Source organism: Promicromonospora sp. NPDC050262 (genome assembly GCF_040655935.1).
GTDB lineage: Bacteria > Actinomycetota > Actinomycetes > Actinomycetales > Cellulomonadaceae > Promicromonospora.
The window spans coordinates 41,635-68,010 of the sequence record NZ_JBFAKX010000012.1; the positions used below are offsets into that span (position 1 = coordinate 41,635).

General features: G+C 72.0%; 26 protein-coding genes. 7 read left to right on the plus strand and 19 right to left on the minus strand.

Going from position 1 to position 26,376, the window contains the following annotated elements:
* Positions 1-204 precede the first annotated feature (204 nt).
* A complete protein-coding gene (locus AB0I29_RS18240) occupies positions 205-768 on the minus strand; it encodes a TetR/AcrR family transcriptional regulator (protein WP_357484013.1) in 564 nt (187 codons plus the stop codon).
* A 119-nt stretch (positions 769-887) separates the two neighbouring features.
* Here AB0I29_RS18240 and AB0I29_RS18245 point away from each other — a divergent pair, with 119 nt between their 5' ends.
* Both AB0I29_RS18245 and AB0I29_RS18250 read left to right on the plus strand, forming a co-directional pair.
* Positions 888-1,613, plus strand: a complete 726-nt coding sequence (locus tag AB0I29_RS18245; RefSeq protein WP_357484016.1) for an SDR family oxidoreductase — start codon at positions 888-890, stop codon at positions 1,611-1,613.
* A gap of 69 nt (positions 1,614-1,682) precedes the next feature.
* Positions 1,683-2,747, plus strand: coding sequence for an aldo/keto reductase (locus tag AB0I29_RS18250; RefSeq protein WP_357484019.1), 1,065 nt, complete (start codon positions 1,683-1,685; stop codon positions 2,745-2,747).
* A 635-nt stretch (positions 2,748-3,382) separates the two neighbouring features.
* Here the strand turns inward: AB0I29_RS18250 and AB0I29_RS18255 are convergent.
* The 5 genes from AB0I29_RS18255 to AB0I29_RS18275 form a co-directional block, all read right to left on the minus strand.
* Positions 3,383-3,832 (minus strand): hypothetical protein, encoded by a 450-nt coding sequence (locus AB0I29_RS18255; RefSeq protein ID WP_357484022.1) that lies wholly within the window; start codon positions 3,830-3,832, stop codon positions 3,383-3,385.
* A 627-nt stretch (positions 3,833-4,459) separates the two neighbouring features.
* A complete protein-coding gene (locus AB0I29_RS18260) occupies positions 4,460-4,816 on the minus strand; it encodes a helix-turn-helix domain-containing protein (protein ID WP_357484025.1) in 357 nt (118 codons plus the stop codon).
* Between the two features lie 95 nt (positions 4,817-4,911).
* A complete protein-coding gene (locus tag AB0I29_RS18265) occupies positions 4,912-5,139 on the minus strand; it encodes a DUF5302 domain-containing protein (RefSeq protein WP_350224579.1) in 228 nt (75 codons plus the stop codon).
* Between the two features lie 127 nt (positions 5,140-5,266).
* The gene (gene nrdR / locus AB0I29_RS18270) at positions 5,267-5,749 is read right to left on the minus strand and encodes a transcriptional regulator NrdR (protein ID WP_285104929.1); all 483 of its coding nucleotides are present in this window, start codon (positions 5,747-5,749) and stop codon (positions 5,267-5,269) included.
* 162 nt (positions 5,750-5,911) lie between these two features.
* Positions 5,912-6,406: a hypothetical protein gene (locus AB0I29_RS18275; protein WP_357484029.1), complete on the minus strand. Its 495-nt coding sequence runs from the start codon at positions 6,404-6,406 to the stop codon at positions 5,912-5,914.
* A 257-nt stretch (positions 6,407-6,663) separates the two neighbouring features.
* Here AB0I29_RS18275 and lexA point away from each other — a divergent pair, with 257 nt between their 5' ends.
* On the plus strand, positions 6,664-7,413 hold the full coding sequence (gene lexA, locus AB0I29_RS18280) for a transcriptional repressor LexA (protein ID WP_182618466.1): 750 nt from the start codon (positions 6,664-6,666) through the stop codon (positions 7,411-7,413).
* A gap of 76 nt (positions 7,414-7,489) precedes the next feature.
* Here lexA and AB0I29_RS18285 read toward each other — a convergent pair whose 3' ends face one another.
* From AB0I29_RS18285 to AB0I29_RS18325, 9 genes are all read right to left on the minus strand, one after another.
* Positions 7,490-8,479: an L-lactate dehydrogenase gene (locus tag AB0I29_RS18285; RefSeq protein WP_357484032.1), complete on the minus strand. Its 990-nt coding sequence runs from the start codon at positions 8,477-8,479 to the stop codon at positions 7,490-7,492.
* A 9-nt stretch (positions 8,480-8,488) separates the two neighbouring features.
* On the minus strand, positions 8,489-10,567 hold the full coding sequence (locus AB0I29_RS18290) for an ATP-dependent DNA helicase (protein WP_357484035.1): 2,079 nt from the start codon (positions 10,565-10,567) through the stop codon (positions 8,489-8,491).
* 80 nt (positions 10,568-10,647) lie between these two features.
* A complete protein-coding gene (locus AB0I29_RS18295) occupies positions 10,648-11,562 on the minus strand; it encodes a carbohydrate ABC transporter permease (protein WP_285104933.1) in 915 nt (304 codons plus the stop codon).
* Position 11,563: 1 nt separating this feature from the next.
* Positions 11,564-12,535, minus strand: a complete 972-nt coding sequence (locus tag AB0I29_RS18300) for a sugar ABC transporter permease (protein ID WP_285104934.1) — start codon at positions 12,533-12,535, stop codon at positions 11,564-11,566.
* A gap of 7 nt (positions 12,536-12,542) precedes the next feature.
* A complete protein-coding gene (locus AB0I29_RS18305; protein WP_357484040.1) occupies positions 12,543-13,916 on the minus strand; it encodes an extracellular solute-binding protein in 1,374 nt (457 codons plus the stop codon).
* Between the two features lie 74 nt (positions 13,917-13,990).
* Positions 13,991-15,649, minus strand: a complete 1,659-nt coding sequence (locus tag AB0I29_RS18310; RefSeq protein ID WP_357484043.1) for a glycoside hydrolase family 13 protein — start codon at positions 15,647-15,649, stop codon at positions 13,991-13,993.
* Between the two features lie 53 nt (positions 15,650-15,702).
* Complete coding sequence (locus AB0I29_RS18315; protein WP_285104940.1) at positions 15,703-16,722, minus strand: LacI family DNA-binding transcriptional regulator; 1,020 nt, start codon at positions 16,720-16,722, stop codon at positions 15,703-15,705.
* A 163-nt stretch (positions 16,723-16,885) separates the two neighbouring features.
* Positions 16,886-18,427: a GTPase HflX gene (hflX, locus tag AB0I29_RS18320; RefSeq protein ID WP_357484046.1), complete on the minus strand. Its 1,542-nt coding sequence runs from the start codon at positions 18,425-18,427 to the stop codon at positions 16,886-16,888.
* Positions 18,428-18,590: 163 nt separating this feature from the next.
* Positions 18,591-19,175, minus strand: a complete 585-nt coding sequence (locus AB0I29_RS18325; RefSeq protein ID WP_357484049.1) for a GNAT family N-acetyltransferase — start codon at positions 19,173-19,175, stop codon at positions 18,591-18,593.
* 52 nt (positions 19,176-19,227) lie between these two features.
* On the opposite strand from AB0I29_RS18325, the gene AB0I29_RS18330 reads away from it, so the two are divergent.
* Positions 19,228-19,827: a methyltransferase gene (locus AB0I29_RS18330; RefSeq protein ID WP_357484052.1), complete on the plus strand. Its 600-nt coding sequence runs from the start codon at positions 19,228-19,230 to the stop codon at positions 19,825-19,827.
* Positions 19,828-19,831: 4 nt separating this feature from the next.
* Here the strand turns inward: AB0I29_RS18330 and dapF are convergent, their stop codons facing one another.
* From dapF to AB0I29_RS18345, 3 genes are read right to left on the minus strand one after another with little or no spacing between them, the layout of a single operon-like run.
* Entirely contained in the window at positions 19,832-20,797 is a 966-nt protein-coding gene (gene dapF / locus AB0I29_RS18335; protein WP_285104948.1) for a diaminopimelate epimerase, read from the minus strand.
* The gene (miaA, locus tag AB0I29_RS18340; protein WP_357484055.1) at positions 20,794-21,786 is read right to left on the minus strand and encodes a tRNA (adenosine(37)-N6)-dimethylallyltransferase MiaA; all 993 of its coding nucleotides are present in this window, start codon (positions 21,784-21,786) and stop codon (positions 20,794-20,796) included. The genes dapF and miaA overlap by 4 nt, the downstream gene beginning before the upstream one ends.
* Positions 21,787-21,795: 9 nt before the next feature.
* Positions 21,796-22,413, minus strand: a complete 618-nt coding sequence (locus tag AB0I29_RS18345; protein WP_357484058.1) for a hypothetical protein — start codon at positions 22,411-22,413, stop codon at positions 21,796-21,798.
* 112 nt (positions 22,414-22,525) lie between these two features.
* Between AB0I29_RS18345 and AB0I29_RS18350 the strand changes: the two genes are divergently transcribed.
* Positions 22,526-23,125 (plus strand): YbjN domain-containing protein, encoded by a 600-nt coding sequence (locus AB0I29_RS18350; protein ID WP_285104952.1) that lies wholly within the window; start codon positions 22,526-22,528, stop codon positions 23,123-23,125.
* Entirely contained in the window at positions 23,122-23,703 is a 582-nt protein-coding gene (locus AB0I29_RS18355; protein WP_285104954.1) for a YbjN domain-containing protein, read from the plus strand. Before AB0I29_RS18350 ends, AB0I29_RS18355 begins: the two co-directional genes overlap by 4 nt.
* A 21-nt stretch (positions 23,704-23,724) precedes the next feature.
* Here AB0I29_RS18355 and miaB read toward each other — a convergent pair whose 3' ends face one another.
* A complete protein-coding gene (gene miaB, locus AB0I29_RS18360; protein WP_357484063.1) occupies positions 23,725-25,386 on the minus strand; it encodes a tRNA (N6-isopentenyl adenosine(37)-C2)-methylthiotransferase MiaB in 1,662 nt (553 codons plus the stop codon).
* A 137-nt stretch (positions 25,387-25,523) separates the two neighbouring features.
* Between miaB and AB0I29_RS18365 the strand changes: the two genes are divergently transcribed.
* Positions 25,524-26,339 (plus strand): amino acid ABC transporter ATP-binding protein, encoded by an 816-nt coding sequence (locus tag AB0I29_RS18365; RefSeq protein ID WP_357484066.1) that lies wholly within the window; start codon positions 25,524-25,526, stop codon positions 26,337-26,339.
* Positions 26,340-26,376 lie beyond the last annotated feature (37 nt).

Genomic DNA, 26,376 nt, shown 5'->3' on the forward strand with positions numbered 1-26,376 from the left:
TGCGCCGGTGGCAGCGGGCGCGCGCGACGGTCGGACGAACGAAGTAACCCACGGGCCATCTGAGGCCACGCTGAACGCCCGCTGACGCACCGGCCGCACGAGCCCGACACATGGATCATCCGGCAGCGGATGGAGCGATCCCGATGGCTCCTGGAGCCCTCGGACATCCCCGTGAAGCACGTGGCCACGCCCACGCGGCGTCCCTCAATGTCGCCGCAGCCCGTCGACGACGAGGGCGAGCAGACGGCCGAGCTGGACGCGCTGGGTGGGCGCACCGGCGACCGAGAACGCTCCGGCGAGCAGCGCACTGACATCGAGCGGTTCGACATCGCTGCGCAGCACCCCGGCATCGGCGCCGGACTCGAGGAGCATGGCGAGAATCCTCAGGACCTCGTCGCAGACCGGCCCGGTCCCGAACCTGCCCGAGGCGCTCATCACGACGAGCGTCTCGAAGACACCGTGGCGCTCCGCGGCCCACTCGGCGAAGTACATCATCCAGTCGCAGAGGGCTCGCGCCGGGTCCAGCTCGCCCTGGAGACGCTTCGCCTCGTCCCGCAGGGGGCGCACCTGATCGCGGTAAACCTCTTCGACAAGGTCCTCACGCGTCGGGAAGTGCCGGTACAGGGTCGCACTGCCGACACCGGCCCGCTTGGCGACCTGCTCCAGGGAGATCGGCCCGTCGGTCGCAAAGACCTCGGTAGCGGTCGCGATGATGCGCTCCCGGTTGCGGCGCGCATCGGCCCGGAGCGCGCTCGATCGATCCTGCATGCGATCCCTCTCACCCATGACGGCGGCACCAAACGGGAGCCACTCTCACTTAGCGTACAGTGAGCCTAAACGGAGGACCCCCCGTTTACAGCGATCAGGCTTGCTTCAGAAGGAGAGTCATGCCCTCAGCACTCATCACTGGTGGCACGTCCGGCATCGGGCGCGCCACAGCCCTGGTACTTCACGACCTGGGCCATCGGGTGGCCGTGACCGGAGTGAACCCGGCCTCGCTCGCCCGTGCGCGGGAGGAGCTGCCCCGCGGCGTCACCGTGATCCACGCCGACGCCGGCGATGTCTCGGCAGTCGACGAGATCCGAGGGGTGGTCGCAGAGCGGCTCGGCGCACTCGACCTCCTGTTCCTCAACGCGGGAACCTTTCAGCCCGCCCTCCTGCCCGAGGTGACCGAGGCGTCGTTCGACCGCCAGGTCGCCGTGAACCTCAAGGGCCCGTACTTCACGCTCCAGGGTCTCCTGCCACAGATCGCCGACGGCGGGTCCGTCGTGCTCACCGTCGGCGTCGGGGCACGCCGCGGCAGCATGGGGGCGTCGGTCGGCGCGGCGACCCGCGGCGCACTGCTCGCCATGGTTCCGTCGCTCGCCCTCGAGCTGGCCCCTCGCCAGATCACGGTCAACTCCGTCAGCCCTGGCCCGATCGACACACCCCTGTTCTCGAAGCTCGGCCTGCCGGACGACGCCCGCGAGGCGATGCGCGAGCGCGTCCCGCTCGGCCGGTTCGGGTCCCCCCGGGACGTAGCCGAGACCGTCGCCTTCCTCGCGTCAGACCGTGCTCGGTACATCACCGGACAGGACATCACTGTCGCCGGCGGCTACGGGCTCGGCGCGTGAACACCATCGCTCGTGGCACTCCGACGAGCTCCACACGCGCCGGCGTCGGCACCATCGAAGGAGAATGACATGCCACTGACACTCGACACCTACCGTCAGCTGGGCCGCTCCGGCCTGCGGGTCTCTCCCCTGGCTCTCGGGACGGCCACCTTCGGGAACGACTGGGGCTGGGGAGCCGACGAGCACGAGGCCCGCCACCTGTTCGACGAGTACGTGGACCGTGGTGGCAACTTCGTCGACACCGCCGTCACCTACACCGACGGCACCTCCGAGAGGCTGCTCGGCGAGTTCGCGCGCGGCAGGCGTGACGCCCTGGTGATCGCGACGAAGTACACGACGCTCCGTGACACGAGAGATCCGAACTCCGGCGAAGCGAGCCGCAAGAACCTGTTCACATCGGTCGAGACGAGCCTCCGCCAGATCGGCACGGACTACATCGACCTGCTGTACCTGCACGTCTGGGACCCTGGCACACCGGTGGAGGAGATCCTGCGCGGACTGGACGACCTGGTCCGCCAGGGGAAGGTCCGCTACATCGCGATCTCGAACACGCCGGCCTGGCAGGTCTCCCGCCTGCAGACCATCGCGGACCTCCGCGGCTGGACCCCGCTGGTCGCCATGCAGCTTGAGTACAACCTCGTCGAGCGCACCGGCGAACGAGACCTGCTTCCGATGGCTCAGGAGCTGGGACTCGGTGGCGTGCTCTGGTCCCCTCTCGCCGGCGGGGTGCTGACGGGGAAGTACTCACGTCAGGACCTGGCCGGGGCCTCGCCGGGCGACGGCGGGAGCGCGCGGAAGCAGTTCAACGTCGCGCTCGGCGGCGTGAACGAGCGCAGCCTCGCGATCGTGGACACCGTCAAGGAGATCGCCGCCGCGATCGGCCGGACGCCCGCCCAGGTCAGCCTGGCCTGGGTGCTCGGGCGCCCGGGCGTCACCGCTCCAGTTGTCGGCGCCCGCACGCCGGCGCAGCTCGCCGAGAACCTCGAAGCGCTCGACGTCGACCTCAGCACTGCCCAGCTCGAGAAGCTCGACGACGTGAGCGCCGTCGACCTCGGCTTCCCGCACGCGATGCTGGCCAGCGACCACATCCGCGCCCAGGTGCAGGGCGATCTCACGATCGAGAGGCGCCGCTGACGCAGGCCGCTGCTGGGCGCCGCCGTCAGGGTGGCGCCCGGCGCGTGCCGTGACGGAGACCGCGTTCGGCAACCGCGGCCCCCACATCATGCTGGGGCCGGGCGAAGCGACCCAGATCGCGTAGGCCGACGGCGTCGAACACCGAGCGGCTGCTCGCGGCCGTGCGCCGCTTCGACCCGGAGAACGTCTTCCGCGCGATCGCCCTGCCGGAGCCGTCGACGCCGCTCCCGACCGGGACGGATCGCTGAGCTCTTCTTCGGGCACCGGTTCCTCTCGGTGCCGCAACATCTTCTGGACCGCGCAAAGGCGCTGGGACCGCTCGCGAGGCGCGTTTCGATCCGCACCGCCCGACGATAAGGGGCGGCCAGAACGGTCATATTCCGCCGCTCCCGGACTGTGTGCCCCACCATGACACGGGGACAAGACGCTGGGCAACCGTAGGCATCCGTGGGTCCTGCAACAGTGTCATGACGCGTGTCAGAGGGCCCTCCAGCCGGGCAACTGTGTCACGAACCGTGTCAGCCAACGGCTCTGAGCATCACAGTTTCCAAAGGTCCTTGAGTGTCACACGCACATGATGGAGGTGCTGCCGGACAATGCCCCCGATGCCGAAGCAGCATCCGGCGCGTGAAATCTTAGTTCTCGTGAACGGCGAACCAGGGCTCGCGTAGGTCTTGCTCTGTCGTGACCCCGTCCCAGGTTTCGAACATCGAAAGCAACTGCCGGGTTCCGCTCTTCACGACTGCCCAGTCCGGATCCATCCGGTAGAGGGCCTCAGCCGCGCTTGGTTCCCAGGCCGCGCGCCAATGCCACTTATCGATTCGCGTGTAGCCAGCCTCGCTGGCCGTCTCAAAGTCCAACGTTGTGAGCGACACGACAACGACATTGGCTCCTTCGTGAGAGAGCCAGGAAACAAGGTCCCGCCACCACCGATCCCGCAGCTGCTCCTGTGTCTCCTCGCCCAATGCCGCGAACCACGACGGTTCCTGTGCCTCGACCAGCGGTAGCGGTCCTGGAGCCTCGGCAATGTAGACGACGCCCCAGGCCGGGTGTGAATACCGCGAGCAAGGGTCCGGCTCGTTCATCGCCACCTCCGGTTTGGCGAGACACGCCAATGGTTGAGCGCCTTGTGCTTTCCCTTGCCGATGCTCCGTGACCACGATGGCGCCAGCGGCGAGCAACTCTCTCCCGAGCCGGCGATTGACGCGCTGAGGTGTGCGGCGGTAAGCGACATCGTCCGGCCCACGTAGCGACCCATCAGGCAGCTCCTCGAGCTCCGTCGGCCCCCGACTCTCCATTTCCGAAGACTATGACGAGGTCCGGCCAGGTCTGAGACCCGGAGGCCGTCGCCCACGCCGCGAAACACTGCATATCGGGCGAGCTGATACTCGTACTTATCGATCGTCTGCGTCCTCAAGGGTGGCCGTGGCCACGCAGAACGCACCTGCAATTCGGTGATCCACTGGCGACATGCGAGTCCGACTTTCGAATCCGGCTTGAGTTCGTCCGAGCCACGTCCAGCCGCGAGGAGCTTGACGACCGCGGCCTGTACTGCGAGACGCGCCTTGTCCTCATGGGATGCGTTTCGAGAGACGGGCACAATCTCTCCAGCAGGAGCTTCAGCTAGTTCTTGCCCGCCACGTCTTGGGTCCGGTCTGCTTGACGGAGATACAGCCGTGTTCGCCCGGCTTGAGTTCGGTCCCGCCCATGACTCACCACCCCGACCCGGTGGTGCGATGCTCCGGCGCAGCCCCGTCGTCATCGCCGTCAGTGCCCGCGACACGGGACTTGAGCCAGGCGCGCACGTCCGCGTCAGCGAACAGCAGATGGCGCCCGACCTTGTCGGCGCGGGGTCCCTGCCCGTGCTTGCGCCACGCATGGACCGTCGCTGGCGTCGTGCGCAGGTACGCGCAAAGTTCCTCGAGAGTCCACATCGGCGTGCGGTCCCCGGGCTTGCTAAGCGGGTCTGTCATGTACCTGAGGTGTGCCACCGGGACCGCCAACGTCGCGTGTCGACTGGTATTGACGGGCACCCCTGGGTACTCGAACTGTGTCATCAACCGTGTCATCACGGGTCGCCTCTTCCTTCTCTAGGCGCCTCGCGAGAACGGCAAAGGCCGCTGACCAGCTCAGATACCTGGTCAGCGGCCTCGGTCGAGCAGGCTCAGCCGGACTTGCGGCGGAACATCTTCTGCACGGGGCCGGTCGTCTCCGAACCGTGCACCGAGCCCGTGTTCACGTCGCCTGCGGCGGAACGGCCGCGTGCGGCGTTCTTCCGGTCCAGCGCTTCCTTGAACCGTGCCTTCGCGTCCACGCTCGGCGCGGTCGCGGCCTTGGGCGCCTCAGCGTCCTGAGCCACTGCCTCCTCGGCACCAGGCTTCTCGTCCGTCACACCGATCACCTCCTCCTGTTTCGGGGGTCCCTCGATCGGGTCCGTCGTCGGCCCCAGCCTGCCCCACCGCGCGCCGGGGTGCCAATCGCTTTTCGTACCCTCGCCTGCGAGCGGCCCGTCCGGGCCGCTACGCCTGCGCGGCGGCGCGCTCCGCCGCGCGCTCGGCGCGCTCCGCGCGCAGGGAGGTGATGGCGCTCTCGAAGTCCTCGAGCGAGTCGAACGACTGGTAGACGCTCGCGAACCGGAGGTACGCCACCTCGTCGAGCTCGCGCAGGGGGCCCAGGATCGCGAGGCCCACCTCGTACGCGTCAATCTCCGCGCTGCCGTTGCTGCGCAGGGTCTCCTCGACCCGCTGGGCCAGGATCGCCAGGTCGTCGTCGCTGACGGGTCGGCCCTGGCACGCCTTGCGCACGCCCGCGGCGACCTTGTCGCGGCTGAACGGCTCGGTGGCGCCGGACCGCTTGACCACCGACAGGCTGGCCGTCTCGACGGTGGTGAACCGCCGGTTGCAGTTCGGGCACTGCCGCCTGCGCCGGATCGACAGGCCGTCGTCGGCGGTCCGTGAGTCCACCACGCGCGAGTCGGCGTGGCGACAGAACGGGCAGTGCATGCTCACTCCTGCGTGGTCGGCCACGGACCGGAGACATCCGGTCGCGCCCCGACCGTAAGCGGGCAAACCACCCCCATGCAACATCGCCGCAACATTTGACGGCGAATCGTGGCCTCCGTCCACTTCTGCGGCCCGTCCGGCCCCTTCCGCGGGGCCCTCCGGTCACTCCTTCGGGAGGAGCAGCAGCTCGCCGACCCGCACGGTGCCCGACGTCATCTCGTTGAGGTCCTGCAGCCGCGCGACCGCCTGCCGCACGTCCTCCCCGGGCCTCACGACCTGCTCGGCGAAGCCCCAGAGCGTCTCCCCCGGCTGCACCGCGTGCACCCGGACCTCCGTGGGCTCGCCCGGCGAGCTGGCGACGGCGGTCGCTCCCCACGTCGCCATCGGCGCGACCACGAGCATCACCAGCAGCACCAGCACGACCCGGCCGCGCCGCGTGAGCCGCAGCCCCGCGAGCCCGAGCCGGTCGGCGAACGTGCGCGGCCCGCGCACCGGGTACGAGTGGCCGGCCGGACGGGGCCGGGGCGGTGCGGACGCCCGGCTCGGCGGGTACGTCGGGCGCGGCTGATACGCCCGCGCCGCGCTCGACCCGGGCACCGACGCGTACGCCGGTCCGTACGCCGGGGTGTACTGCCGCAGCGGGATCACGTCCCCCATGGCCCCTCCTCGAAAGGTGACTCGAACTCTTGTCCGTCATACACACGTTCGTCGAACGCTCGTACCATTGTGTAGCACGGGACACCGTAGAAGTCGAGACACGCTCGAACATTCGTTTGAGCCGAGCACATTTGTGATCTAGAGTGGGCAGCGCACAGGAGAACATTTGTCGGAACGGGAGGGGCACGGGCATGACGGGACGGGACGGGACCAGCGACACGAGAGCCGTCGACACGGCACTCTCGGGCGTCGCCACGTTGGACGCGCCGGGCGACGGGGCGGTCGCCGACGTGCACGCGATCTCGCCGGCGGACCGCCTCACCGAGCGGCAGCGCCTTGTGCTGGACACGATTCGGCAGTCGTTCGAGACACGCGGCTACCCGCCGTCGATGCGCGAGATCGGCGAGGCCGTCGGGCTGGCCAGCCCGTCGAGCGTCAAGCACCAGCTCCAGATGCTGGAGAAGAAGGGCTTCCTGCGCCGCGACCCGAACCGGCCGCGCGCCATGGAGCTCGTCGAGCCCCTGGCCGAGCAGGTCGAGAAGCCGACGCGCGGCGAGATCCACTGGCCCGAGCCGCGGCGTAGCGGCCAGGTGCACTGGGGCGGCTCGGTTCCGGACGACGCGAGCACGCCGCCGCCGTCGTACGTGCCGCTCGTCGGCCGCATCGCGGCCGGTGGCCCGATCCTCGCCGAGCAGGTCGTCGAGGACGTGTTCCCGCTCCCCCGCCAGCTCGTCGGTGACGGCGAGCTGTTCCTTCTCAAGGTCGCGGGCGACTCCATGGTCGACGCCGCGATCTGCGACGGGGACTGGGTCGTCGTGCGCCGCCAGAACGTGGCCGAGCAGGGCGAGATCGTCGCCGCCATGATCGACGGCGAGGCCACGGTCAAGACGTTCAAGCAGACCGACGGGCACGTGCTGCTGCTGCCGCAGAACCCCGCCTACGAGCCCATCCCGGGTGACGAGGCGCAGATCCTGGGCCGCGTCGTCGCGGTGCTGCGCAGCCTCTGAGGTCTCGACAGGCTCGACCGACGGGAACGGGCTCGACCGGCAGTCGCTGGTCGAGCCCGTTCCCGTCGGTCGGGACCTAGAACCCGAACCTTCGCTGTACCGCCCGCACGCTCTCCGCCGACGCGCGCAGCCCGGCCAGCTCGTCGTCCGACATCGGCACCCGGACGGTGTCCGTGACGCCCCGCCGGTCCACCAGGGACGGCACGGACAGGCACACGTCGCTGATGCCGTGGTAGTCGTCCAGCAGCGAGGACACAGGCATGATCCGGCGCTCGTCCTTCAGCACCGCCTCGATGATGCGGGTCGCGGCCAGGCCCACGGCGTAGTTGGTGGCGCCCTTGCCCGCGATGATCCGGTAGGCGGAGTCGACCACCTCGTGGTGCACCTCCGCGCGCACCGCGGCGTCCAGGGGCGCGGCGCCGCCGACCGGCACCCAGTCGAGCAGCGGCACGCCGCCGATCGAGGCGGAGCTCCACAGCGCGATCTCCGAGTCGCCGTGCTCCCCGGCGATGTAGGCGTGCACGTTCCCGACGGCCACCCCGCACCGTTCCGCGAGCACCACGCGGAGCCGCGACGAGTCGAGCACGGTGCCGCTGCCGAAGAGCCGCTCGCGCGGCAGGCCCGAGATCTTGAGGGCCGCGTACGTCACCACGTCCACGGGGTTGGTCACCATCAGGTAGGTCGCGTCCGGCGCCACCTCGACCAGGCCGGGCAGGATCGTGCGCATCAGCCCGATCGTCGCCTCGGCGAGGTCGACGCGGCTCTGGCCGGGCTTCTGCTTGGCGCCCGCCGTGACCACCACGACGTCGGCCCCCTCGCACACCGCCGGGTCGTCCGAGCCGATGACGTGCGCCTGGGACGTGAACATCAGCCCGTGCTGCAGGTCCAGCACCTCGGCGTCGACCTTCTGCCGGTCGATGTCGAGCAGGGCGATGGTGCGGGCCGAGCCGCGGGTCAGCGCCGCGAAGGCGAGCGTCGATCCCACGGCCCCCGCACCCACGACGGCGATCTTGGTGGTGCGGGATCCGGCGGGCTGGGCTGCGGAGACGTCCGAGGGGGCTGCCATGCCCTCAGGCTATGTGTCGAGCCTGGCGAGCGCGGCGCGGACCAGCTTCGGGTCGGTGGTCGGCCAGAACCCTGGCATCGACCGGGTGAGGAACGACGCGTACCGCGCCGTCGCGAGCCGGGGGTCGAGGACCGCCACCACGCCTCGGTCGTCCATGCTGCGCACCAGGCGGCCCGCGCCCTGCGCGAGCAGCAGCGCCGCGTGCTGCGCGGACACCGCCATGAACCCGTTGCCGCCCGCCTGCTCGACGGCGCGGGCGCGCGCCGCCTTGACCGGGTCGTCCGGGCGCGGGAACGGGATGCGGTCGATCAGCACGAGCTGGTTGGACGGCCCCGGCACGTCGACGCCCTGCCACAGGGACAGCGTGCCGAACAGGCACGTGGCCGGGTCCTCGGCGAACTCCCGCACGAGGGTGGGAAGCTGGTCGTCGCCCTGCGCCAGGATCGGGAAGTCCAGCCGCTCCCGCATCGCCTCCGCCGCCGCGTTCGCCGCGCGCCGGGACGAGAACAGCCCGAGCGTGCGGCCACCGGCGGCCGTGATGAGCTCGGCGATCTCGTCGAGCTGTGCCTCCGTGGTCGGCTCGCGGCCGGGGGCGGGCAGGTGCCGCGCGATGTAGAGGATGCCCTGGCGCGGGTAGTCGAACGGGCTGCCGGCGTCGAGGCCCTGCCACGGCGGGGCGTCCTCGCCCTTGAGCCCGAGCGTGCCGGCGACGGCGTCGAACGTGCCGCCGAGCGCCAGGGTCGCCGAGGTGAACACGCCCGTCGACTCGCCCAGCAGGTGCGTGCGGATCAGGCCGGCCACGTGCAGCGGCGCGGCGTGCAGCCGCGTCACGTTGTCGCCGAACCCGCCCCAGCCGTTGTCCGGGCGCGAGCACCACAGCACGTCCGCCGTCGTGTCCTGCGCCGCCATGCGCTCGGCCGTCTCGAAGAGCTGGAGCATGGCGCCCTGCGCCATCTTGAGCCCCGGGTCGGGCTGACCTGCGTCCTTGCCCTTGGCGCCCTTGCCGCCGGCGTCGGGCTTGAGGGTGCTCAGTACCTCGCGCGCGGCGTCGCGCACCGCGCCGACCGCCACGCGCAGCTCGTCCGGCAACCCGCTCGGGAACCGCTCGGCCGGCGCGGTGACCAGCAGGGTGCCGAGGCTCTGCGCCGCCGCGTCGAGGGTGTCGGTGTTGGTGCCCGCGTGCCGCCGGGCCAGTCGGGCCGCACTCTCCACCGACGCCATGGACAGGTCCACGGTGGCCGACGACGTCACGCGGTCGGTGAGCTCGTGCGCCTCGTCGACCACCACGACGTCGTGCTCCGGGAGCACGCCCGGGCTGCCCGTGGCCGCGATGCCGAGCATCGCGTGGTTGGTCACGACGACGTCGGCCTCGCGGGCGGCGGCCCGCGCCTTGTCCGGGAAGCACTCGGCGAGCATGGGGCACTTGCCGCCCAGGCACTCCATCGCCGTGACGGACACCTGGCGCCAGGCTCGCTCCGGCACGCCGGGCACGAGGTCGTCGCGGTCGCCCGTCTCGGTCTCGCCCGCCCACTCGTGCAGGCGCCGGACATGGTCGGCGAGCGAGGCGCCGTCGTCCCGCCTGCGGCTGCGGGCGGCACCCCCGGCCGCCTCCTCCGTCTTGGGGTGGTCCTCCCCGCCGGGCAGATCGAAGAGCGTGGTCTCGTCCTCCGGGTAGCCGCCGCCCACCTTGTGCACGCACAGGTAGTTGTGCCAGCCCTTGAGCAGCGCGACGCGCGGCTCGCGCGGCAGCCGCGGCGCCACGGCCTTCGCCACGAGCGGCAGGTCACGCGTGATGACCTGGCGCTGCAGGGCCAGCGTCGCGGTCGAGATGATGACCTTGCTCTGGGCGGCCACCGCGTGCCGGACGGCGGGCACCAGGTACCCGAGCGACTTGCCCGTACCCGTGCCCGCCTGCACCAGCAGGTGCTCGCCCTTGTCGATCGCCTCGCCGACCGCGACGGCCATGCGGTGCTGGCCCTCTCTGCGCCCGCCACCGAGCTGTCCGACGGCGAGGTCGAGCAGCTCCTCCACCTCGGGAATCTCGGCGGAATCGGTGCTTGCGGCGGGTGCGTCGGGAAGGCTGGTCACACGCTCGATCCTAGGCCGGACCACCGACATCCACCCTGCCTCGTCCACAGGCCCGGGCACCCGCCGGACGCCGTCCCCAGCTACCCCTTCACGGCCCCGCCCAGACCCGCGCCGCTGAGGAACAGCCGCTGGAAAGCGAGGAACAGCGCGATGGGCAGCACCGTCGAGATCGCGAGCGCCGCAAGGAACACGTCGAGCTCCAGGTAGGGCGCGATCGCGGGCAGGCGGACGGACAGCGGCTGGTTGTCCGGGTCGGGCAGCACCAGCAGCGGCCAGAGGTAGTCCTTCCAGGCGGCGATCACGGCGAAGACCGAGACGACGCCGAGGATGGGCTTGGACATCGGCAGCACGACGGACCAGAGCAGCCGGAAGGGCCCGGCGCCGTCGACCCGTGCGGCCTCGAAGACCTCGCGGGGCAGGCCGTCGAAGAACCGCTTGACGAGCAGCACGTTGAACGCGCTGGCGCCCATCGGCAGCCAGACCGCCCAGAAGGTGTTGAGCAGGCTGATGTGCAGCAGCGGTACGTCGAGGATCGTCAGGTAGAGCGGGACGAGCAGCACGACCGCCGGCACGAAGAGCGTCGCCAGCACGAGGCCGAAGATCAGGTTGCCGTACCGCGGACGCAACACGGACAGCACGTAGCCGCCCGTGGTCGCGACCAGGAGCTGGAAGAACCAGGCCCCCACCGCGAGGATCAGAGTGTTGACGAAGTAGTGGTCGATCTCGGCGCGGCCCCACGCGGTGGTGAGGTTGGCCCAGTCGATGCCGTTGGGGAAGAGGCCGAGCGGCTGGCGCAGGGTGTCCTGCGTGGGGGTGACGGCGGCCTTGGCGAGCCAGAGGATCGGCCCGAGCCCGGCGAGGACAAGGGTGACCAGGAGGCCGCCCTGGAGCACGCCGAGCGAGCCGCGTACGCTCGCCCGGCGCCGGTCGTGGGACGAGACGATGCCCCGCTCGGCGACGGCGGGTCCGGCGCCCGGCCGGTTGTTTCCTGCCATGTCAGCTGCTCCAGGGTCGGGTCACGCGGAAGTAGATCGCGGACAGGACGGCCAGGACGCCGGCGAGCATGAGGCTCAGGGCGGTCGCGGCCCCGTAGTTGCCGCCGAGGCTGCTGCCGAACGCGTAGTCGTAGATCAGCATGAGGATGGTGAGGGTCGCGTTGTTGGGGCCGCCGCCGGTGAACAGGAACGGCTCCAGGAAAACCTGGGAGGTGCCGATGACCTGCAGGATCAGCGTGATGAACAGGACGCCGCGCAGCTGCGGCAGGGTCACGTGCCAGATCTTGCGCCACACGCCCGCGCCGTCCACCTCGGCCGCCTCGTAGAGCTCGGTCCGTACCCCGACCAGGGCGGCGAGATAGATGATGACGGTCCCGCCGGCCGCGGCCCAGGTGGCCTCCAGCACCAGGGACGGCATGGCGCTGGACGCGTCCTGCAACCAGGGGAACGGCCCGAGGCCCACCCAGCCGGCGATGGTGTTGAACACGCCGGTGGGCGAGGCGTCGTAGAAGAACTTCCACAGCAGCACGGCCACGACGGGCGGCACGACCACGGGCAGGTACGCGAGCGCCGAGAACAGGCCGCGCATGCGCCGCACCTCGCTCATCAGCACGGCGGCGGCCAGCGGCAGCGGGTAGCCGAACACCAGCGCGAGCACCGCGAACCACAGGGTGTTCGCCACGGCCTTGCCCAGGAGGGGGTCCTGCAGCACGAACACGAAGTTGTCGAGCCCCACGAACTCCGGGGTCGAGATGAGGTTGGTCTGCTGGACGCTCATGACGAGCGCCCGGCCGATCGGGAACCAGGAGAAGACCCCGAACACGAGGATCATCGGCAGTGCGATGACCAGGGTGCTCAGGCCGCCGTCGCGCAGCCAGTCCCGGGGCGTGCGGCGGGCACGCCGGCGGGGTCCGGACGACGACGGCGGGGCTGCCGCCGTCGTCGTCCGGAGCGGGCTGGACAGTGTGGTCATCGGCAGGTCAGCTGCGGTCGAGCAGTCCCTGGACCTGGGTCTGGGCGTCGGCGAGGAGTGCGTCGATGTCCGCGTTCTCGTCCGTCAGCACCGCCTGGACCACCGGGTCGAGCGCCGCGTACACGTCCTGGGTGGCGACGGCGGGCTCGGGGATGACGGGCTGGTCGAACATCTGGTCCGTCATCGGCGCGAAGTTCTCCAGCGGGACGTTGACCAGGTCCTTGATCCACGCCTGCTGCTGCTCGTAGGTCTCGCGGTCGAAGATCGGCAGTGCCGGCGCGCCCACGGGCTGGTCGGTCTCGGCAGCGACCTCGGCCTCGGCGACGGCCTGCTCCTGGTCGGTCAGCTTGGAGATGTAGTAGAAGTCGATCCACTTCACGGCCGCCGCCTGCTCGGCCTCGGACGCCGCGGAGCTCACCGCGGCGAGCGTGCCGCCGCCGAGCGTGCCGGCGTCGTCGCCCTCCAGGGGCAGCACCGTGACGCCGTACTCGTCCGGGTTCATCTGGTTCTGGGTGAACAGGTTGGGGTAGTTGGCGCCGCCCGAGACGTACATGCCGATCTTGCCGGCGGCGAAGTCCTGGTTGATGGTGCCCCAGTCGTACAGGAAGCTGGAGCCCATGGAGTTGTCCTCCCAGCGCATCTCGCGGAGCATCTCCAGCGCCGCGACCGTGGCGTCGTTGTCGACGGTCGCGGTGGTCTCCTCGCCCTCGCCCTCGGTCATGCGGCCGCCCAGCGCGTAGGTCTCCGTGGTGAGGATCCAGCCGCCGGTGTTGCTCTGCGTCATGTGGGCGTAGCCGGCCTGGCCGGTCTTGTCCGAGATCGCCTTGGCGGCCTCGCGGACCTCGTCCCAGGTGGCCGGGGGGTTGTCCGGGTCGAGGCCGGCCTCCTCGAAGAGCGCCCGGTTGTAGTGCAGGCCCTGGTTGTAGGCGGCGATCGGCACGGCCCACATGTTGCCCTCGGCGTCCTGGCCCGCAGCGGCGATGGTGGGGTTGAACTGGTCCGCGTACGGGAGCTCGGCCACGAGCTCGCTGACGTCGGCGATCTGTCCGCGCTCGATAAGGGCCCGGCCGTCCGTGAACGGGATCGGGAAGACGTCGGGCAGCGTGCCGCCCGCGAGCTCGGCGGCGAACGTGGTGCCGGACCAGGTGAACTCCTTGGTCTCCACCTGGATGTCCGGGTTGGCCTCCTCGAACTGCGCGATGCGCTCGTCGAACGCGTCGATCGCGGCCTGCTCGAGGCCCGCGTCGATGGAGACCTCGATGGTCACGGGGCCCTCGGGCTCGTCCGCGGCGTCCGAGGACGAACCGCAGGCGGTGAGGGTTCCCGCGAGCGACAGGACACCCACCAGGGCGAACGCCGCGCGCTTCTGTGCTGACTTCATTGTCACTCCTTGGTCGTGTGCCGCTGGGTCGGCACGTCTGGGGGTAGAGGTGGTTCTCGGCCGGTCGCCGAGGATCAGGACGGCAGGCCGAGCCAGACAGCGATGTCCGGTCCGACGACGCCGTCGACGGGGCCGCTCGCCAGGAGCACCGTGGCCCCGGCGGGCAGGGGGACGGGGTTGTTCCCGAGGTTGGCGACGCAGGCGAAGCCGGCGCCGCGGGTGAAGGCGAGGACGTCGTCCCCGCCGAGGTCGAGCCACGCGAACTCGTCGGCGTGCAGTGCGGGGAGGCCACGGCGCAGGTGCAGCGCCTGGCGGTACAGGCTCAGCATCGAGCTCGGGTCGGCGTCCTGCGCCTCGACCGAGAGGTCGGCCCAGCCGGCCGGCTGGGGCAGCCAGGGCGCCGAGCCGCCGTCGGGCCCGAAGCCCAGGCTTGCGCCCGTGCGCGTCCACGGCAGGGGGACGCGGCAGCCGTCGCGGCCCGGGTCCACCCCCTCGGAGCGGAAGTGCATGGGGTCCTGGATCAGCTCGCGCGGCACCTCGGCCTCGGGCAGGCCGAGCTCGTCGCCCTGGTAGACGTACAGGGCGCCCGGCAGCGCGGCGACCAGCAGGGACGCGGCCCGCGCGCGGCGGGTGCCGAGGTCCGGGTCGGACGGCGTGCCGAACCGCTTGGCGGCGAAGTCGAAGGACGAGTCCTCGCGGCCGTACCGGGTCACGGGCCGCGTGACGTCGTGGTTGGAGAGCACCCACGTGGCCGGCGCGCCGACCGGGGCGTGCGCCTCGAGCGTGGTCCGGATCGACTCACGCAGCTCCTTGGCGTCCCAGGGACGCGCCATGAAGTCGAAGTTGAACGCCGTGTGCATCTCGTCCGGGCGCAGGTACTGCGCGAACCGCCCCTGGTCCGCGAGCCACACCTCGCCGACCAGCACGCGCGGCTCCGCGTAGTCGTCCGCGACGCTGCGCCAGCCGCGGTAGACGTCGTGGATCTCGTCGCGGTCCAGGTGCGGGTGCTCCCCCGGGCCGGGGGTCGCGGGCACCTCGCGCAGCTCCGGGTCCTTGATGATGAGCGCCGCCGAGTCGATCCGGATGCCGGCCGCGCCGCGGTCGAACCAGAACCGCAGCACGTCCTCGTGCTCCTGCCGCACGTCGGGGTGGTTCCAGTTGACGTCCGGCTGCTCGGGGGTGAACAGGTGCAGGTACCACTGGCCGGGCGTGCCGTCCGGGTTCGTGGTGCGGGTCCAGGTGTCGCCCTGGAAGCTGGAGACCCAGCCGGTGGGCATCTGCTCGCCGCCCGGGCCCTTGCCGTCGTGGAACCAGAACCGCTCGCGCTCCGGCGACCCTGGCCCGGCGGCGAGCGCCGCCTGGAACCACTCGTGCTCCGACGAGATGTGGTTGGGCACCACGTCGACGATCGTCCGGATGCCCAGCTCGCGGGCCTCGGCGATCAGCGCCTCGGCGTCCGCCAGCGTGCCGAACGCCGGGTCGATCGTGCGGTAGTCGCGCACGTCGTAGCCGCCGTCCGCCAGGGGCGAGGCGTACCAGGGCGTGTACCAGATCGCGTCGACGCCGAGGTCGCGCAGGTACCCGAGCCGGGAGCGGACGCCGGCGAGGTCCCCGGTGCCGTCACCGTTCCCGTCCGCGAAGCTGCGGGGGTAGATCTGGTAGATCACGGCGCTGCGCCACCACTCGCTGGAGGCTGGGCGCGGTTCGAGGGGCGCGTCGGACGTCGTCGTCATGCCGTGAACCGTAATTCACGTGACAACGACCGCGCAAGAACTCGACAAGAAGTTTATCGTTTCGCGACAACCTTCGTCGCGGCGGTGGAGGCGCGCACCACGAGCTCCGGCTCGAAGAGCAGCTCGTCGCGCGGCACGTCGTTGCCGGCGATGAGCCCGGCCAGCAGGTCGACGGCGGCCCGGCCCATCGGCTCGATGGGCTGGCGCACGGTGGTCAGCGCCGGGTCGGTGGAGTTCATCAGCGCGGAGTCGTCGAAGCCCACGACCGACACGTCGGCCGGGCAGGACAGCCCGGCCCGGCGCACCGCCCGGATCGCGCCGAGGGCCAGCGGGTCGCTGGCGCAGACGATCGCCGTGGCACCGGCCTCGATGAGCCGGTTGGCCGCGGCCTGGCCGCTCTCCAGGGAGTACTGCGAGTGCACGACCAGGCCCGGGTCGAGCTCCAGGCCCTGCCGCTGCGCGAACCGCTGGGCGGCGGCGAGCTTGCGCTCCGACGGCACGTGGTCGGCCGGGCCGAGCAGCAGGCCCACGCGCCGGTGCCCCAGCGAGGTGACGTGACCCATCGCCTGCTCCATCGCCACGAGGTCGTCGCAGGCCACACGGGGGAACGCCAGGTCCTCGATCGAGGCGTTCATCAGCACCACCGGCAGCCCCAGGTCCTCCAGCCGCCGGTAGTGCGCGTGGTCGGCCTCCCGCTCGGCGTAGAAGCCCCCCGCGAAGATCACGCCCGAGACCTGCTGCTGGAGCAGCAGGTCGATGTACTCGGCCTCGGTGACGCCGCCTGCCGTCCGGGTGCACAGCACCGGGGTGAACCCCTGCTGGGCGAGCGCCCCGCCGATCACCTCGGCGAACGCGGGGAAGATCGGGTTGACGAGCTCCGGCAGGACCAGCCCGACGAGCTTGCCGCGGCTGCCCCGCAGCTTGGTGGGCCGCTCGTAGCCCAGCACGTCGAGGGCCGTGAGCACGGCGTCCCGCGTGCCCTGGGACACCCCCGGCTTCCCGTTGAGCACGCGACTGACCGTCGCCTCGCTCACGCCTACCTTCTTCGCAACATCCGCCAGCCGTCTCGACATGACATCGATCCTAGCCACGACGAACGCAAATCGCTTGCAGTGGTTGCGCGGCACTGCAAGCCGCTTGCGTAGTCCGTCACGTGCCGGGACCAGGTCCCGGAAACGTGTCAGACGCCCAGGTCCCCGGAGGGAACTGGGCGTCTGACAGGTGCGGCGGGACGGGTCAGTGCGCCACGGCGACCTGACGCAGCTCGGTGGCGAGCTGCTCGTCCACCCGGCCGCGCAGGTGCGTGCCGGCGGCGACGTGCTCGGTGAGCTCGATGTCGCCGTGCTCGTGCACCCGGTGCACCAGGTCGCCCCGCTCGTACGGGACCACCAGGTCGACGTGCACACCCGGGCGCGGCAGCTCGGCCGCGATCCGGGCACGCAGCTCGGCGATCCCCTCGCCGGAGTGCGCGGACACGACGGCGGTGTGCCGCTCGCGCCGCTGGATCCGGCCGACGACCGTCGGGTCGGCGACGTCGGCCTTGTTCAGCACCACGATCTCGTGGACGTCCTCGAAGGCCGGGATCTCGGACAGCACCTCGCGGACCGCCGCGATCTGTCCCTCCGGGTCCGGGTGGGACGCGTCGACCACGTGCAGCAGGATGTCGGCGTCGCCGACCTCCTCCAGCGTGGACCGGAACGCCTCGACGAGCTGGTGCGGCAGGTGCCGCACGAACCCGACGGTGTCGGTGAACGTGTAGACGCGGCCGTCCTCGGTCTTCGTGCGCCGGACCGTCGGGTCCAGCGTGGCGAACAGCGCGTTCTGGACCAGCACGCCCGCGCCGGTCAGCGCGTTGAGCAGCGACGACTTGCCGGCGTTGGTGTAGCCCGCGATCGCGACCGCGGGGATCGCGTTGCGCTTGCGGCTCAGCCGCTTGGTCTCGCGGGCCGGCTTCATCGCGGCGATCTCGCGCCGCAGCTTGGCCATCCGGTCGCGGATGCGCCGCCGGTCCAGCTCGATCTTGGTCTCACCGGGACCGCGCGAGCCCATGCCGGCGCCCGCGCCGCCCACCTGGCCACCGGCCTGGCGGGACATCGACTCGCCCCAGCCGCGCAGGCGCGGCAGGAGGTACTCGAGCTGGGCGAGCTCGACCTGGGCCTTTCCCTCACGGGACTTCGCGTGCTGCGCGAAGATGTCCAGGATCAGGGCCGTACGGTCGACGACCTTGACCTTCACCACGTCCTCCAGCGCACGGCGCTGGGACGGGGCGAGCTCGCTGTCGACGATCACCGTGTCGGCGCCGGTCGCCAGGACCACCTGGGCCAGCTCCAGCGCCTTGCCGGAGCCGAGGTACGTGCCGGGGTCGGGCTTCTGCCGGCGCTGCAGCAGGCCGTCCAGCACCTGCGAGCCGGCCGTCTCGGCCAGCGCGGCTAGCTCGCGCAGCGAGATCTCCGCGTCGCGGGCCGCGTGCTCGCCGCCCGAGAACAGGCCGACGAGCACCACCTTCTCCAGGCGCAGCTGCCGGTACTCGACCTCGGTGACGTCCTCGAGCTCGGTCGACAGGCCGGCCACGCGGCGCAGCGCGGTGCGCTCCTCGAGGTCCAGCTGGTCGCCGTCGGCCACGGTGTGCACCGTTCCGCCGTCGGCACGTGCGGTCCCCGCCCGAGCGAGAACCCGTGCCACGACATCGTTCGCGATCGCCTGGGCGTCTGCCTGGGCCGCGCGGAGTTCGGGCGTCTCCTCTGCGGGGAGCTCGGGCTCTGTCGGGGTGTGGGTCATGTACTACCTAACTCTCGATGGATCTTGCTCTCGTAGAACAAGGATCCCACGCCCGAAAGTCCCGCGGCCATGTCTTTCCACAGGGACTTCCCACAGGGACTTCCCGCGCGATCGTCCGGCGGGTCCTCCGCGGGATCGTGGCGCGGGACGCCGCCGGGCGCCGTCAGAAGTCCCGGCGCATCACGCGGCGCCGCTTGGTCGGCCGGCTGACCTCCGTCAGCCCCGCCGCCCCGAACGGACCGGGTGTGCCCACGTTGACCTCGCCCCAGGAGATCTCCTGTCCCGGGTCCGGGGCGATCGGGTAGCCCTCGACCGCCCGCGCGCCCCGCTCCCGCGCGTGCTCGACGGCGGCGGCCGCGAGCTCGTACATCAGGCCCTGCTTGCGGTACCCCACGCGCACGGCGAAGCATGTGACGGCCCACACGCCGGCGTCGTCCTTGTCCTCGTGCCGGCCCGCCCACGGGACCTGGCTGCCGCGGTACCGGACGAACTCCGTGCGGGGCGCCACCGCGACCCAGCCTGCCGGCTCGCCGTCGACGTAGGCGAGCAGGGCGCCCGACGTCGGCGCCCCCGGCGGCGGGTCGAGCTGCTCGCGCAGCGTGTGGGCGCGCTCCTCGACGGGCATGTACCACCAGGCGCGGTCACCCAGCCGGATGCGCTGGCACTGGCAGTGGTGGGCGCCGCCGCGCGTTCCGAACACGATCTGCACGTCGTCCCACCGCTCCACGGTGGCCTCGGCGATCTCCATGCCCGCAGGCTGGCACCGGTCGCCACGGGCGGCAACCGCCTAGGATCGTCCGGTGTCCAGCGACCACTACTTCACCGCACAGCCCGCCTCGGACGACGAGCGCCGCACCCGGACCGTCCGCCTCGCCGGGCGCGAGCTGGAGGTCGAGGTGGCGGCCGGCGTCTTCTCCCCCGGCGGGCTCGACAAGGGGACGGCCGTGCTGCTGGACCACGTGCCCGCGCCCCCGGCCACGGGCGACCTGCTCGACCTCGGCTGCGGGTGGGGCCCCATCACGATCGGCCTGGCGCTGGCGGCGCCGGAGGCCACGGTCTGGGCGGTCGACGTCAACGAGCGGGCGCTCGACCTGGTGCGGCGCAACGCCGAGCGGCTCGGCCTGGAGAACGTCCGGGCGGCCCTGCCCGACGAGGTGCCCGACGACGTCCGGTTCGCCGCCTGCTGGTCCAACCCGCCCATCCGCGTGGGCAAGCAGGCGCTGCACGACCTCCTGACGCGCTGGCTGCCCCGGCTGGAGCCGGGCGCGGCGGCCTGGCTCGTGGTGCAGAAGAACCTCGGCTCCGACTCGCTCGCCCGCTGGATCACCGAGGCGCTCGGTCTCCCGGTCGAGCGGACGACGTCGTCCAAGGGCTTCCGCGTGCTGCGGGTGACCCGCTGACCTGTCAGAGCGTGACCCGGCCCGAGTAGACCAGCTCGGCCGGGCCCGCGAGCTCGACGTTGCCGCCCGGCAGCACGCGCACGCGCACCTCGCCGCCCGGCACCTCGACGAACCACGTGTCGGGGGCGCCGTCGCCGGACGAGCCGCCCTGCCAGGTCCGCACCGCGAGCGCCGCGGCGCAGGCGCCCGTGCCGCACGACGGTGTCTCCCCCACCCCGCGCTCGTGCACCCGCATGCGCAGGCGCCCGACGACGCCGTCGGGCCCCTCCTCCTCGCCGAGCGGCACGACGAGCTCGACGTTGGTGCCGTGCGGCGGCACGGGCGCGACCTCGGGGGCGTGGAAGAGCTCGAGCGCGGCGAGCTCCTCGACGCTCGCGAGGGCGACGACGGTGTGGGGGTTGCCGAGGTCGACGCTCAGCGCGGGCCGGGGCGCGGTCCAGCCGCGCACCGCGACCGCGGCGTCGTAGCCGTCGGCCGCCGCGGACTCGCCGCCGGGCAGGAACCAGCGGCCCATGTCGACGGCGTACCAGCCGTTCGCCTCCTTGGTCACGCGCTTGACGCCGGCGCGCGTGCCGAGGCTGAGCGGGCCGGCGGACAGGTCGGCGAGCCCCTCCTGCTCGGCGAACGCGGCGAAGACGCGCACGCCGTTGCCGCACATCTCGGCCACGGAGCCGTCGGCGTTGCGGTAGTCCATGAACCACTCCGCCGTCGGGTCCTGCGCCAGGGCCGCCTGGGCGGCCTCCTCGCCCGCGCTCGCCAGGGCCGCGGTCGGCGCGAGCCGGATCACGCCGTCGCCGCCGATCCCGGCGCGGCGGTCGGCGAGCCGGCGGACGTCGGCCGGCGTCAGGTCGAGCAGGCCCTGGGGGTCCGCGATCAGCACGAAGTCGTTCTGCGTGCCGTGGCCCTTGGTGAAGGCGAGGGTCCCGGGGGTCGGGGTGGAGGGCACGGGGCTGGTCGCGGGCTGCGTCATGACCCCAGGCTACGGCGCACCGGCTCGGTCCCGGCAACCGCTAAGGTCCCGGCGTCGGCGGCGGCCACGACCGCGAGCGCGTCGTCCAGCAGGTGGGGCGAGGCGGCATCGAGCCAGTGCACGCGCGGGTCGCGGCCGAACCAGCCCATCTGCTTGCGCGCGAGGCGCCGTGTGTTCGCGATGACGGCCTCCCTGGCCTCGGCCTCGGTGGACTCGCCGCGCCACCAGGCGAGCACCTCGGAGTAGCCGACGGCGCGCGCTGCGGTGACGCCGAGCCCGCTCCCGGTGCCGCCCTGCTCGGGGCTCGCCAGGCCGCGCACCTCGTCGACGAGACCGCCGTCCCACATCCGGTCCACGCGGCTCCCGACCCGCGCGTCGAGCACCTCCCGCGGGCAGTCCAGCCCGATCTGCACCGCGGGGCGCACGTACTCCTGGCGCGGCAGGTTGGCCGTGTACGGCAGGCCGGTGATCTCGATGACCTCCAGCGCGCGCACGATGCGGCGGGTGTTGTGCGGCCCGATGCTCTCGGCGGCCTGCGGGTCCAGCCGCGCGAGCTCCGCGTGCAGGGCGCGACGGCCCTCGGTCTCGGCCCGTGCCTCCAGCCGTTCCCGGACGGCCGGGTCCGTCCCCGGGAAGTCCATGTGGTCCAGCAGCGCCCGCACGTACAGGCCCGACCCGCCGACGACGAGGGCGCGCGCGCCCCGGCCGGCGATCGCGTCCAGGTCGGCACGCGCGGCCTCCTGGTAGCGCGCCACGGACGCGTCCTGCGTGGGGTCCAGCACGTCGAGCTGGTGGTGCACGATGCCGCGCCGCTCGGCCGGCGGGACCTTGGCCGTGCCGACGTCCATGCCGCGGTAGAGCTGGTAGGCGTCGGCGTTGACGATCTCGCTCGCCACGGCGCCCGGCGCGTCGCCCAGCGCCTGGGCCAGGTCGAGCGCGAGGTCCGACTTCCCGGTGGCGGTAGGCCCCACGACGGCGACGACGATCACCCCGACACCTTAGGCCAGGACGGTCACGCGGTACTCGGGCGGCAGGTGGTCGTGCGACTGCGCGAAGACCTGGACCTGCGGCGTCCACCCGTCGGCGCCCGCCGCGCGCAGGGCAGCCCGGACGCCGTCGGTCAGCGTCCCGGGGTCGCTGTCGAGGCCGCCCGGCACTCCCCCGCCCGCGACGACCAGGCCGGCGGCGTCCCGCAGCAGCGGGTCGGGTCCGGCGACCGGTCCGGGCCAGGACGGCGGGACCTCCAGCACCTCGACCTCCGCGACCCGGTCGCCCAGCACGTCCGCGAGCGCCAGCAGCGCCACCGAGGCACCGGTCCCCGCGGCCGGACGGATCTCGTCCCTCCAGGACCAGGCCGCGCCGGAGCGCCGTCCCGCACCGGGCGGGGAGCCGGGCAGCCAGCGGTCATCGATGCCGGAGCCCGCCAGGGACGGGCGCATGCGGCCGTGCCGCAGGGCGCGGCCGTGCGCCAGGACCAGCGGCACGCGGCCGCCGTCGGTGAGCCCGGCCAGCGCGGCCGCCACGGCGGCGCGGACGCCCGCGAGCGGGTCCGTGCGCAGGCCAGGGGCCATCCCCGGGACGAGCAGCGGGGTGGCGGGCAGGATCACGGCGTGCACGATGGATGAAAGTAGCACCGGGCGCGGCGCCTGGCCGTTCCTGGGCGATTCCACCCGGCTTTCCGGACGAAGGGCGCAGCGGGAGGAGGGGTCTGGCAGGTACTGTGGTCAGGTGAGGTTCTTCGGGTCACGACGCCGGAACACGGCGGGCGACGGCGACCGTGCGGCCACCGGCCCGCAACAGCCCGAGCCCAGGGAACTCGACGACGACGAGCTGCGGGCGCAGGTGGAGGGTGTGCTGCTCCGCGAGCTGACGGGCGGCCTCGACGATCCTTCCTCCGTTCCCGAGCCGCTCACGCGCGACCGCGTGGTGGAGTGGCTGGGCGAGAACGGGTTCAGCTATTTCGTGGACTCGGAGGGCGACGTCGGCGGGCTGTGGCACGGCTGGCTGTTCTACTTCCTGATGGTCGGCGAGAGCTCCGAGGTGCTCCAGGTGCGCGGGCAGTGGCACCGCGACCTGACCATCGAGCGGCTCGAGGAGATCCTCGAGCTCTGCAACGAGTGGAACGCCGAGCGCATCTGGCCCAAGACGTACGTCCGCGTGCGCGACAACGGGGCCGTGCTGGTCTACACCGAGGTGACGGTCGACCTGGAGCACGGCGTCACCGAGGACCAGCTCGACCAGCTGCTGCAGTGCGGGCTGACCACCGGCTCCATGTTCTTCGAGCATCTCGACGAGACGTTCCCCGACCCCCTCAGGTCCGCGCCATGAGCCCGGCCCGGAACGGCGGCGGCGCAGGGCGCTGGCTCGCGCGCCTGCTCAACCCGCGCCCTCCGGCGGCCCGCCGCCCCGCGGGAGCGCAGGTCCGCACGCTCGCGAACGCCCCGGTCGAGAAGCCGCGGCCGCTCACCACGCAGCGCGTCGGCGACGACCTGTCGCGCCGCGGCTACCGCTTCCGCATCGACGACGACGGCGACGTGACCGGCACCTGGGACGGCAACCGGTTCTGGTTCCTGCTGCTCGGTGAGCACGACGAGATCCTGCAGGTGCGGGGCCGCTGGGCGGGCGCTCTGCCGGCGGCCGCGCGGCTCGCCGTGCTCCAGGCCGCGAACGACTGGAACCGCGAGCGCATCTGGCCCAAGGTCTACACCCGGGAGGAGGGCGCGGGGCTCGCCCTGTACGCCGAGGTCTCGGTGGACTTCGAGCACGGCGCCACCGAGGAGCAGCTCGCCCAGACGGTGTCGTGCGGGCTGGTCACCGCGAGCCAGTTCTTCTCGACGGTGGCCTCGCTCGCCCCGCCGCCCGATGCCGAGCCGGACGAGGCCGGCCCGGACAGCGCGGCGGGCTAGGAACCGACCCGCCGCACCGCGTCAGCGGCGCAGGGTGGGCAGGCCCAGCGCGACCGGGCCCGACGGCGCCGGCGTGCCGTGCGAGTGCTCGTCCTCGCCTCCGCCGAGCCGCGCCTTCTCCCGCGCGGCCCAGGCCTCGCCCGACCGCGTGCGGCGCACCACGAGGCCCGCGGCGTCGGCGGGCTCGGCGATCAGGTGGTGCGGCGCCGCCTTCGTGACGGTCACGGTCACCGTGTCGCCGGGGCGCGGCACACCCGCGGGCACGACGTCGGCCAGGCGCGGGTCGTCGAGGTCGGCCGGCGCCCGGGTGAGGTCCACGCCGGGCAGGGGCACGGCGTCGGGCACCGGGGTGAGGCCGAAGTGGACCAGGCGGTTGTCCGCCGCACGGCCCGACAGGCGGTGCGTGGCGCCGTCCTTGCGGCCGGATCCCTCGGCGACGAGCACCTCGAGGGTGCGTCCCACCTGCTTGTCGGCCTCCTCGGCCCCGATGCGCTCCTGCAGGGCGAGCAGGCGCTCGAACCGCTCCTGCACGACCGCCTTGGGGAGCTGGTCCTCCATCGTCGCGGCGGGCGTGCCCGGGCGCGGCGAGTACTGGAAGATGAAGGCCGAGCTGAACCGGGACGCCTCGACCACGCGCATGGTCTCGGCGAAGTCCTCCTCGGTCTCGCCCGGGAAGCCCACGATGATGTCGGTGGTGATCGACGCGTCGGGCATCGCGGCGCGGACCCGGTCGAGGATGCCGAGGAACTTCTCCGAGCGGTACGAGCGGCGCATCGCGCGCAGGATCCGGTCGGAGCCGGACTGCAGCGGCATGTGCAGCTGCGGCATGACGTTCGGGGTCTCGGCCATGGCGGCGATCACGTCGTCGGTGAACGCAGCCGGGTGCGGGGACGTGAACCGCACCCGCTCCAGGCCCTCGATCCGACCGCAGGCGCGCAGCAGCTTGGCGAACGCGCCGCGGTCGCCGAACTCGACGCCGTAGCTGTTCACGTTCTGGCCCAGCAGCGTCACCTCGATGGCCCCGGCGGCCACGAGCGCCTCGACCTCCGCGAGGATCTCCCCCGGCCGGCGGTCGCGCTCCTTGCCGCGCAGGTGCGGCACGATGCAGAAGGTGCAGGTGTTGTTGCAGCCCACCGAGATGCTGACCCAGCCTGCGTAGACCGACTCGCGCTTGGTCGGCAGCGTGGACGGGAAGACCTGCAGCGACTCGGCGATCTCGACCTGGGCCGCCTCGTTGTGCCGGGCGCGCTCCAGCAGCACCGGCAGGGCGTCGAGGTTGTGCGTGCCGAACACGACGTCGACCCACGGGGCCTTGGCGACGATGTCACCGCGGTCCTTCTGGGCCAGGCAGCCGCCGACGGCGATCTGCATGCCCGGGCGCGTGGCCTTGATGCCCGCGAGCTGGCCGAGGTTCCCGTACAGTTTGTTGGCGGCGTTCTCGCGCACGGCGCACGTGTTGATCACGACGACGTCGGCGGCGTTCGCGGCCTCGTCCTGGCTGGACGCGCGCGTGTAGCCGGCCTGTTCGAGCATGCCGGCCATGTGCTCGGAGTCGTGCACGTTCATCTGGCACCCGAGCGTGCGGACCAGGTAGGTGCGGGGCTGCTCGGACGCGGCGTCACCGACGGCGGTATCGGCCGAGGCGGCGTGGAGCGGGGCTGTGGGCAGGGCGGTCGTGGACATCGCCTCGATTTTACGACCCCTTTCGAGCCGCGCCGAACGGTGAGTTCGGGCGCAATGCGGGCATCTGTTACCGAAACGTTGTGCCGGGATGACCCGTCGACTTGGTCCTTGAAACATCGGATCGTTAGGTTCAAGGGATGGACCAGACCACCTCGACCACCGGCCAACCGGCGGCCGACAGCACCGCGGACGCTCCGACGTCGGACCGTGCCCTCGGAGCGCCCCTCGTCGAGCTGAAGCGCGTGAACAAGCACTTCGGCGCGCTGCACGTGCTGCAGGACATCGACCTCACCGTCCGCAAGGGCGAGGTGCTGGTCGTGATCGGCCCGTCCGGCTCCGGCAAGTCCACGCTGTGCCGGGCGATCAACCGCCTGGAGACCATCGACGACGGCACCATCACCGTCGACGGCAAGGAGCTGCCCGAGGAGGGCAAGGCCCTGGCACAGCTGCGTGCCGAGGTCGGCATGGTCTTCCAGTCGTTCAACCTGTTCGCGCACAAGACCGTGCTCGACAACGTCACGCTCGGGCCGCGCAAGGTCCGCGGGCTGTCCAAGAAGGCCGCGGAGGAGCAGGCCCGTGCCCTGCTCGACCGCGTGGGCGTCGGCAACCAGGCGGGCAAGATGCCCGCCCAGCTGTCGGGCGGCCAGCAGCAGCGCGTCGCGATCGCACGCGCCCTGGCGATGCAGCCGAAGGTGATGCTGTTCGACGAGCCGACCTCGGCCCTCGACCCCGAGATGATCAACGAGGTGCTCGACGCCATGGTGGCGCTCGCCCGGGACGGGATGACGATGATCGTCGTCACGCACGAGATGGGCTTCGCCCGCACGGCGGCCGACCGGGTCGTCTTCATGGCGGACGGCCAGATCGTCGAGGAGGCCGCCCCCGAGGAGTTCTTCACCGCGCCCAAGAGCGAGCGCGCACGGGACTTCCTCTCCAAGATCCTGACCCACTGATCTTCCGACCGATCCCACCCCCTCGGGGCCCCGACCG

What these genes read in the sequence shown, in the direction of transcription:
- AB0I29_RS18240 (WP_357484013.1), bottom strand. Translation starts at nt 768, where the DNA reads ATGCAGGATCGATCGAGCGCGCTCCGGGCCGATGCGCGCCGCAACCGG.
- AB0I29_RS18245 (WP_357484016.1), top strand. Translation starts at nt 888, where the DNA reads ATGCCCTCAGCACTCATCACTGGTGGCACGTCCGGCATCGGGCGCGCC.
- AB0I29_RS18250 (WP_357484019.1), top strand. Translation starts at nt 1,683, where the DNA reads ATGCCACTGACACTCGACACCTACCGTCAGCTGGGCCGCTCCGGCCTG.
- AB0I29_RS18255 (WP_357484022.1), bottom strand. Translation starts at nt 3,832, where the DNA reads ATGAACGAGCCGGACCCTTGCTCGCGGTATTCACACCCGGCCTGGGGC.
- AB0I29_RS18260 (WP_357484025.1), bottom strand. Translation starts at nt 4,816, where the DNA reads ATGACACGGTTGATGACACAGTTCGAGTACCCAGGGGTGCCCGTCAAT.
- nrdR (WP_285104929.1), bottom strand. Translation starts at nt 5,749, where the DNA reads ATGCACTGCCCGTTCTGTCGCCACGCCGACTCGCGCGTGGTGGACTCA.
- AB0I29_RS18275 (WP_357484029.1), bottom strand. Translation starts at nt 6,406, where the DNA reads ATGGGGGACGTGATCCCGCTGCGGCAGTACACCCCGGCGTACGGACCG.
- AB0I29_RS18285 (WP_357484032.1), bottom strand. Translation starts at nt 8,479, where the DNA reads ATGGCAGCCCCCTCGGACGTCTCCGCAGCCCAGCCCGCCGGATCCCGC.
- AB0I29_RS18295 (WP_285104933.1), bottom strand. Translation starts at nt 11,562, where the DNA reads ATGGCAGGAAACAACCGGCCGGGCGCCGGACCCGCCGTCGCCGAGCGG.
- AB0I29_RS18300 (WP_285104934.1), bottom strand. Translation starts at nt 12,535, where the DNA reads ATGACCACACTGTCCAGCCCGCTCCGGACGACGACGGCGGCAGCCCCG.
- AB0I29_RS18305 (WP_357484040.1), bottom strand. Translation starts at nt 13,916, where the DNA reads ATGAAGTCAGCACAGAAGCGCGCGGCGTTCGCCCTGGTGGGTGTCCTG.
- AB0I29_RS18310 (WP_357484043.1), bottom strand. Translation starts at nt 15,649, where the DNA reads ATGACGACGACGTCCGACGCGCCCCTCGAACCGCGCCCAGCCTCCAGC.
- AB0I29_RS18315 (WP_285104940.1), bottom strand. Translation starts at nt 16,722, where the DNA reads ATGTCGAGACGGCTGGCGGATGTTGCGAAGAAGGTAGGCGTGAGCGAG.
- hflX (WP_357484046.1), bottom strand. Translation starts at nt 18,427, where the DNA reads ATGACCCACACCCCGACAGAGCCCGAGCTCCCCGCAGAGGAGACGCCC.
- AB0I29_RS18325 (WP_357484049.1), bottom strand. Translation starts at nt 19,175, where the DNA reads ATGGAGATCGCCGAGGCCACCGTGGAGCGGTGGGACGACGTGCAGATC.
- dapF (WP_285104948.1), bottom strand. Translation starts at nt 20,797, where the DNA reads ATGACGCAGCCCGCGACCAGCCCCGTGCCCTCCACCCCGACCCCCGGG.
- AB0I29_RS18355 (WP_285104954.1), top strand. Translation starts at nt 23,122, where the DNA reads ATGAGCCCGGCCCGGAACGGCGGCGGCGCAGGGCGCTGGCTCGCGCGC.
- miaB (WP_357484063.1), bottom strand. Translation starts at nt 25,386, where the DNA reads ATGTCCACGACCGCCCTGCCCACAGCCCCGCTCCACGCCGCCTCGGCC.
- AB0I29_RS18365 (WP_357484066.1), top strand. Translation starts at nt 25,524, where the DNA reads ATGGACCAGACCACCTCGACCACCGGCCAACCGGCGGCCGACAGCACC.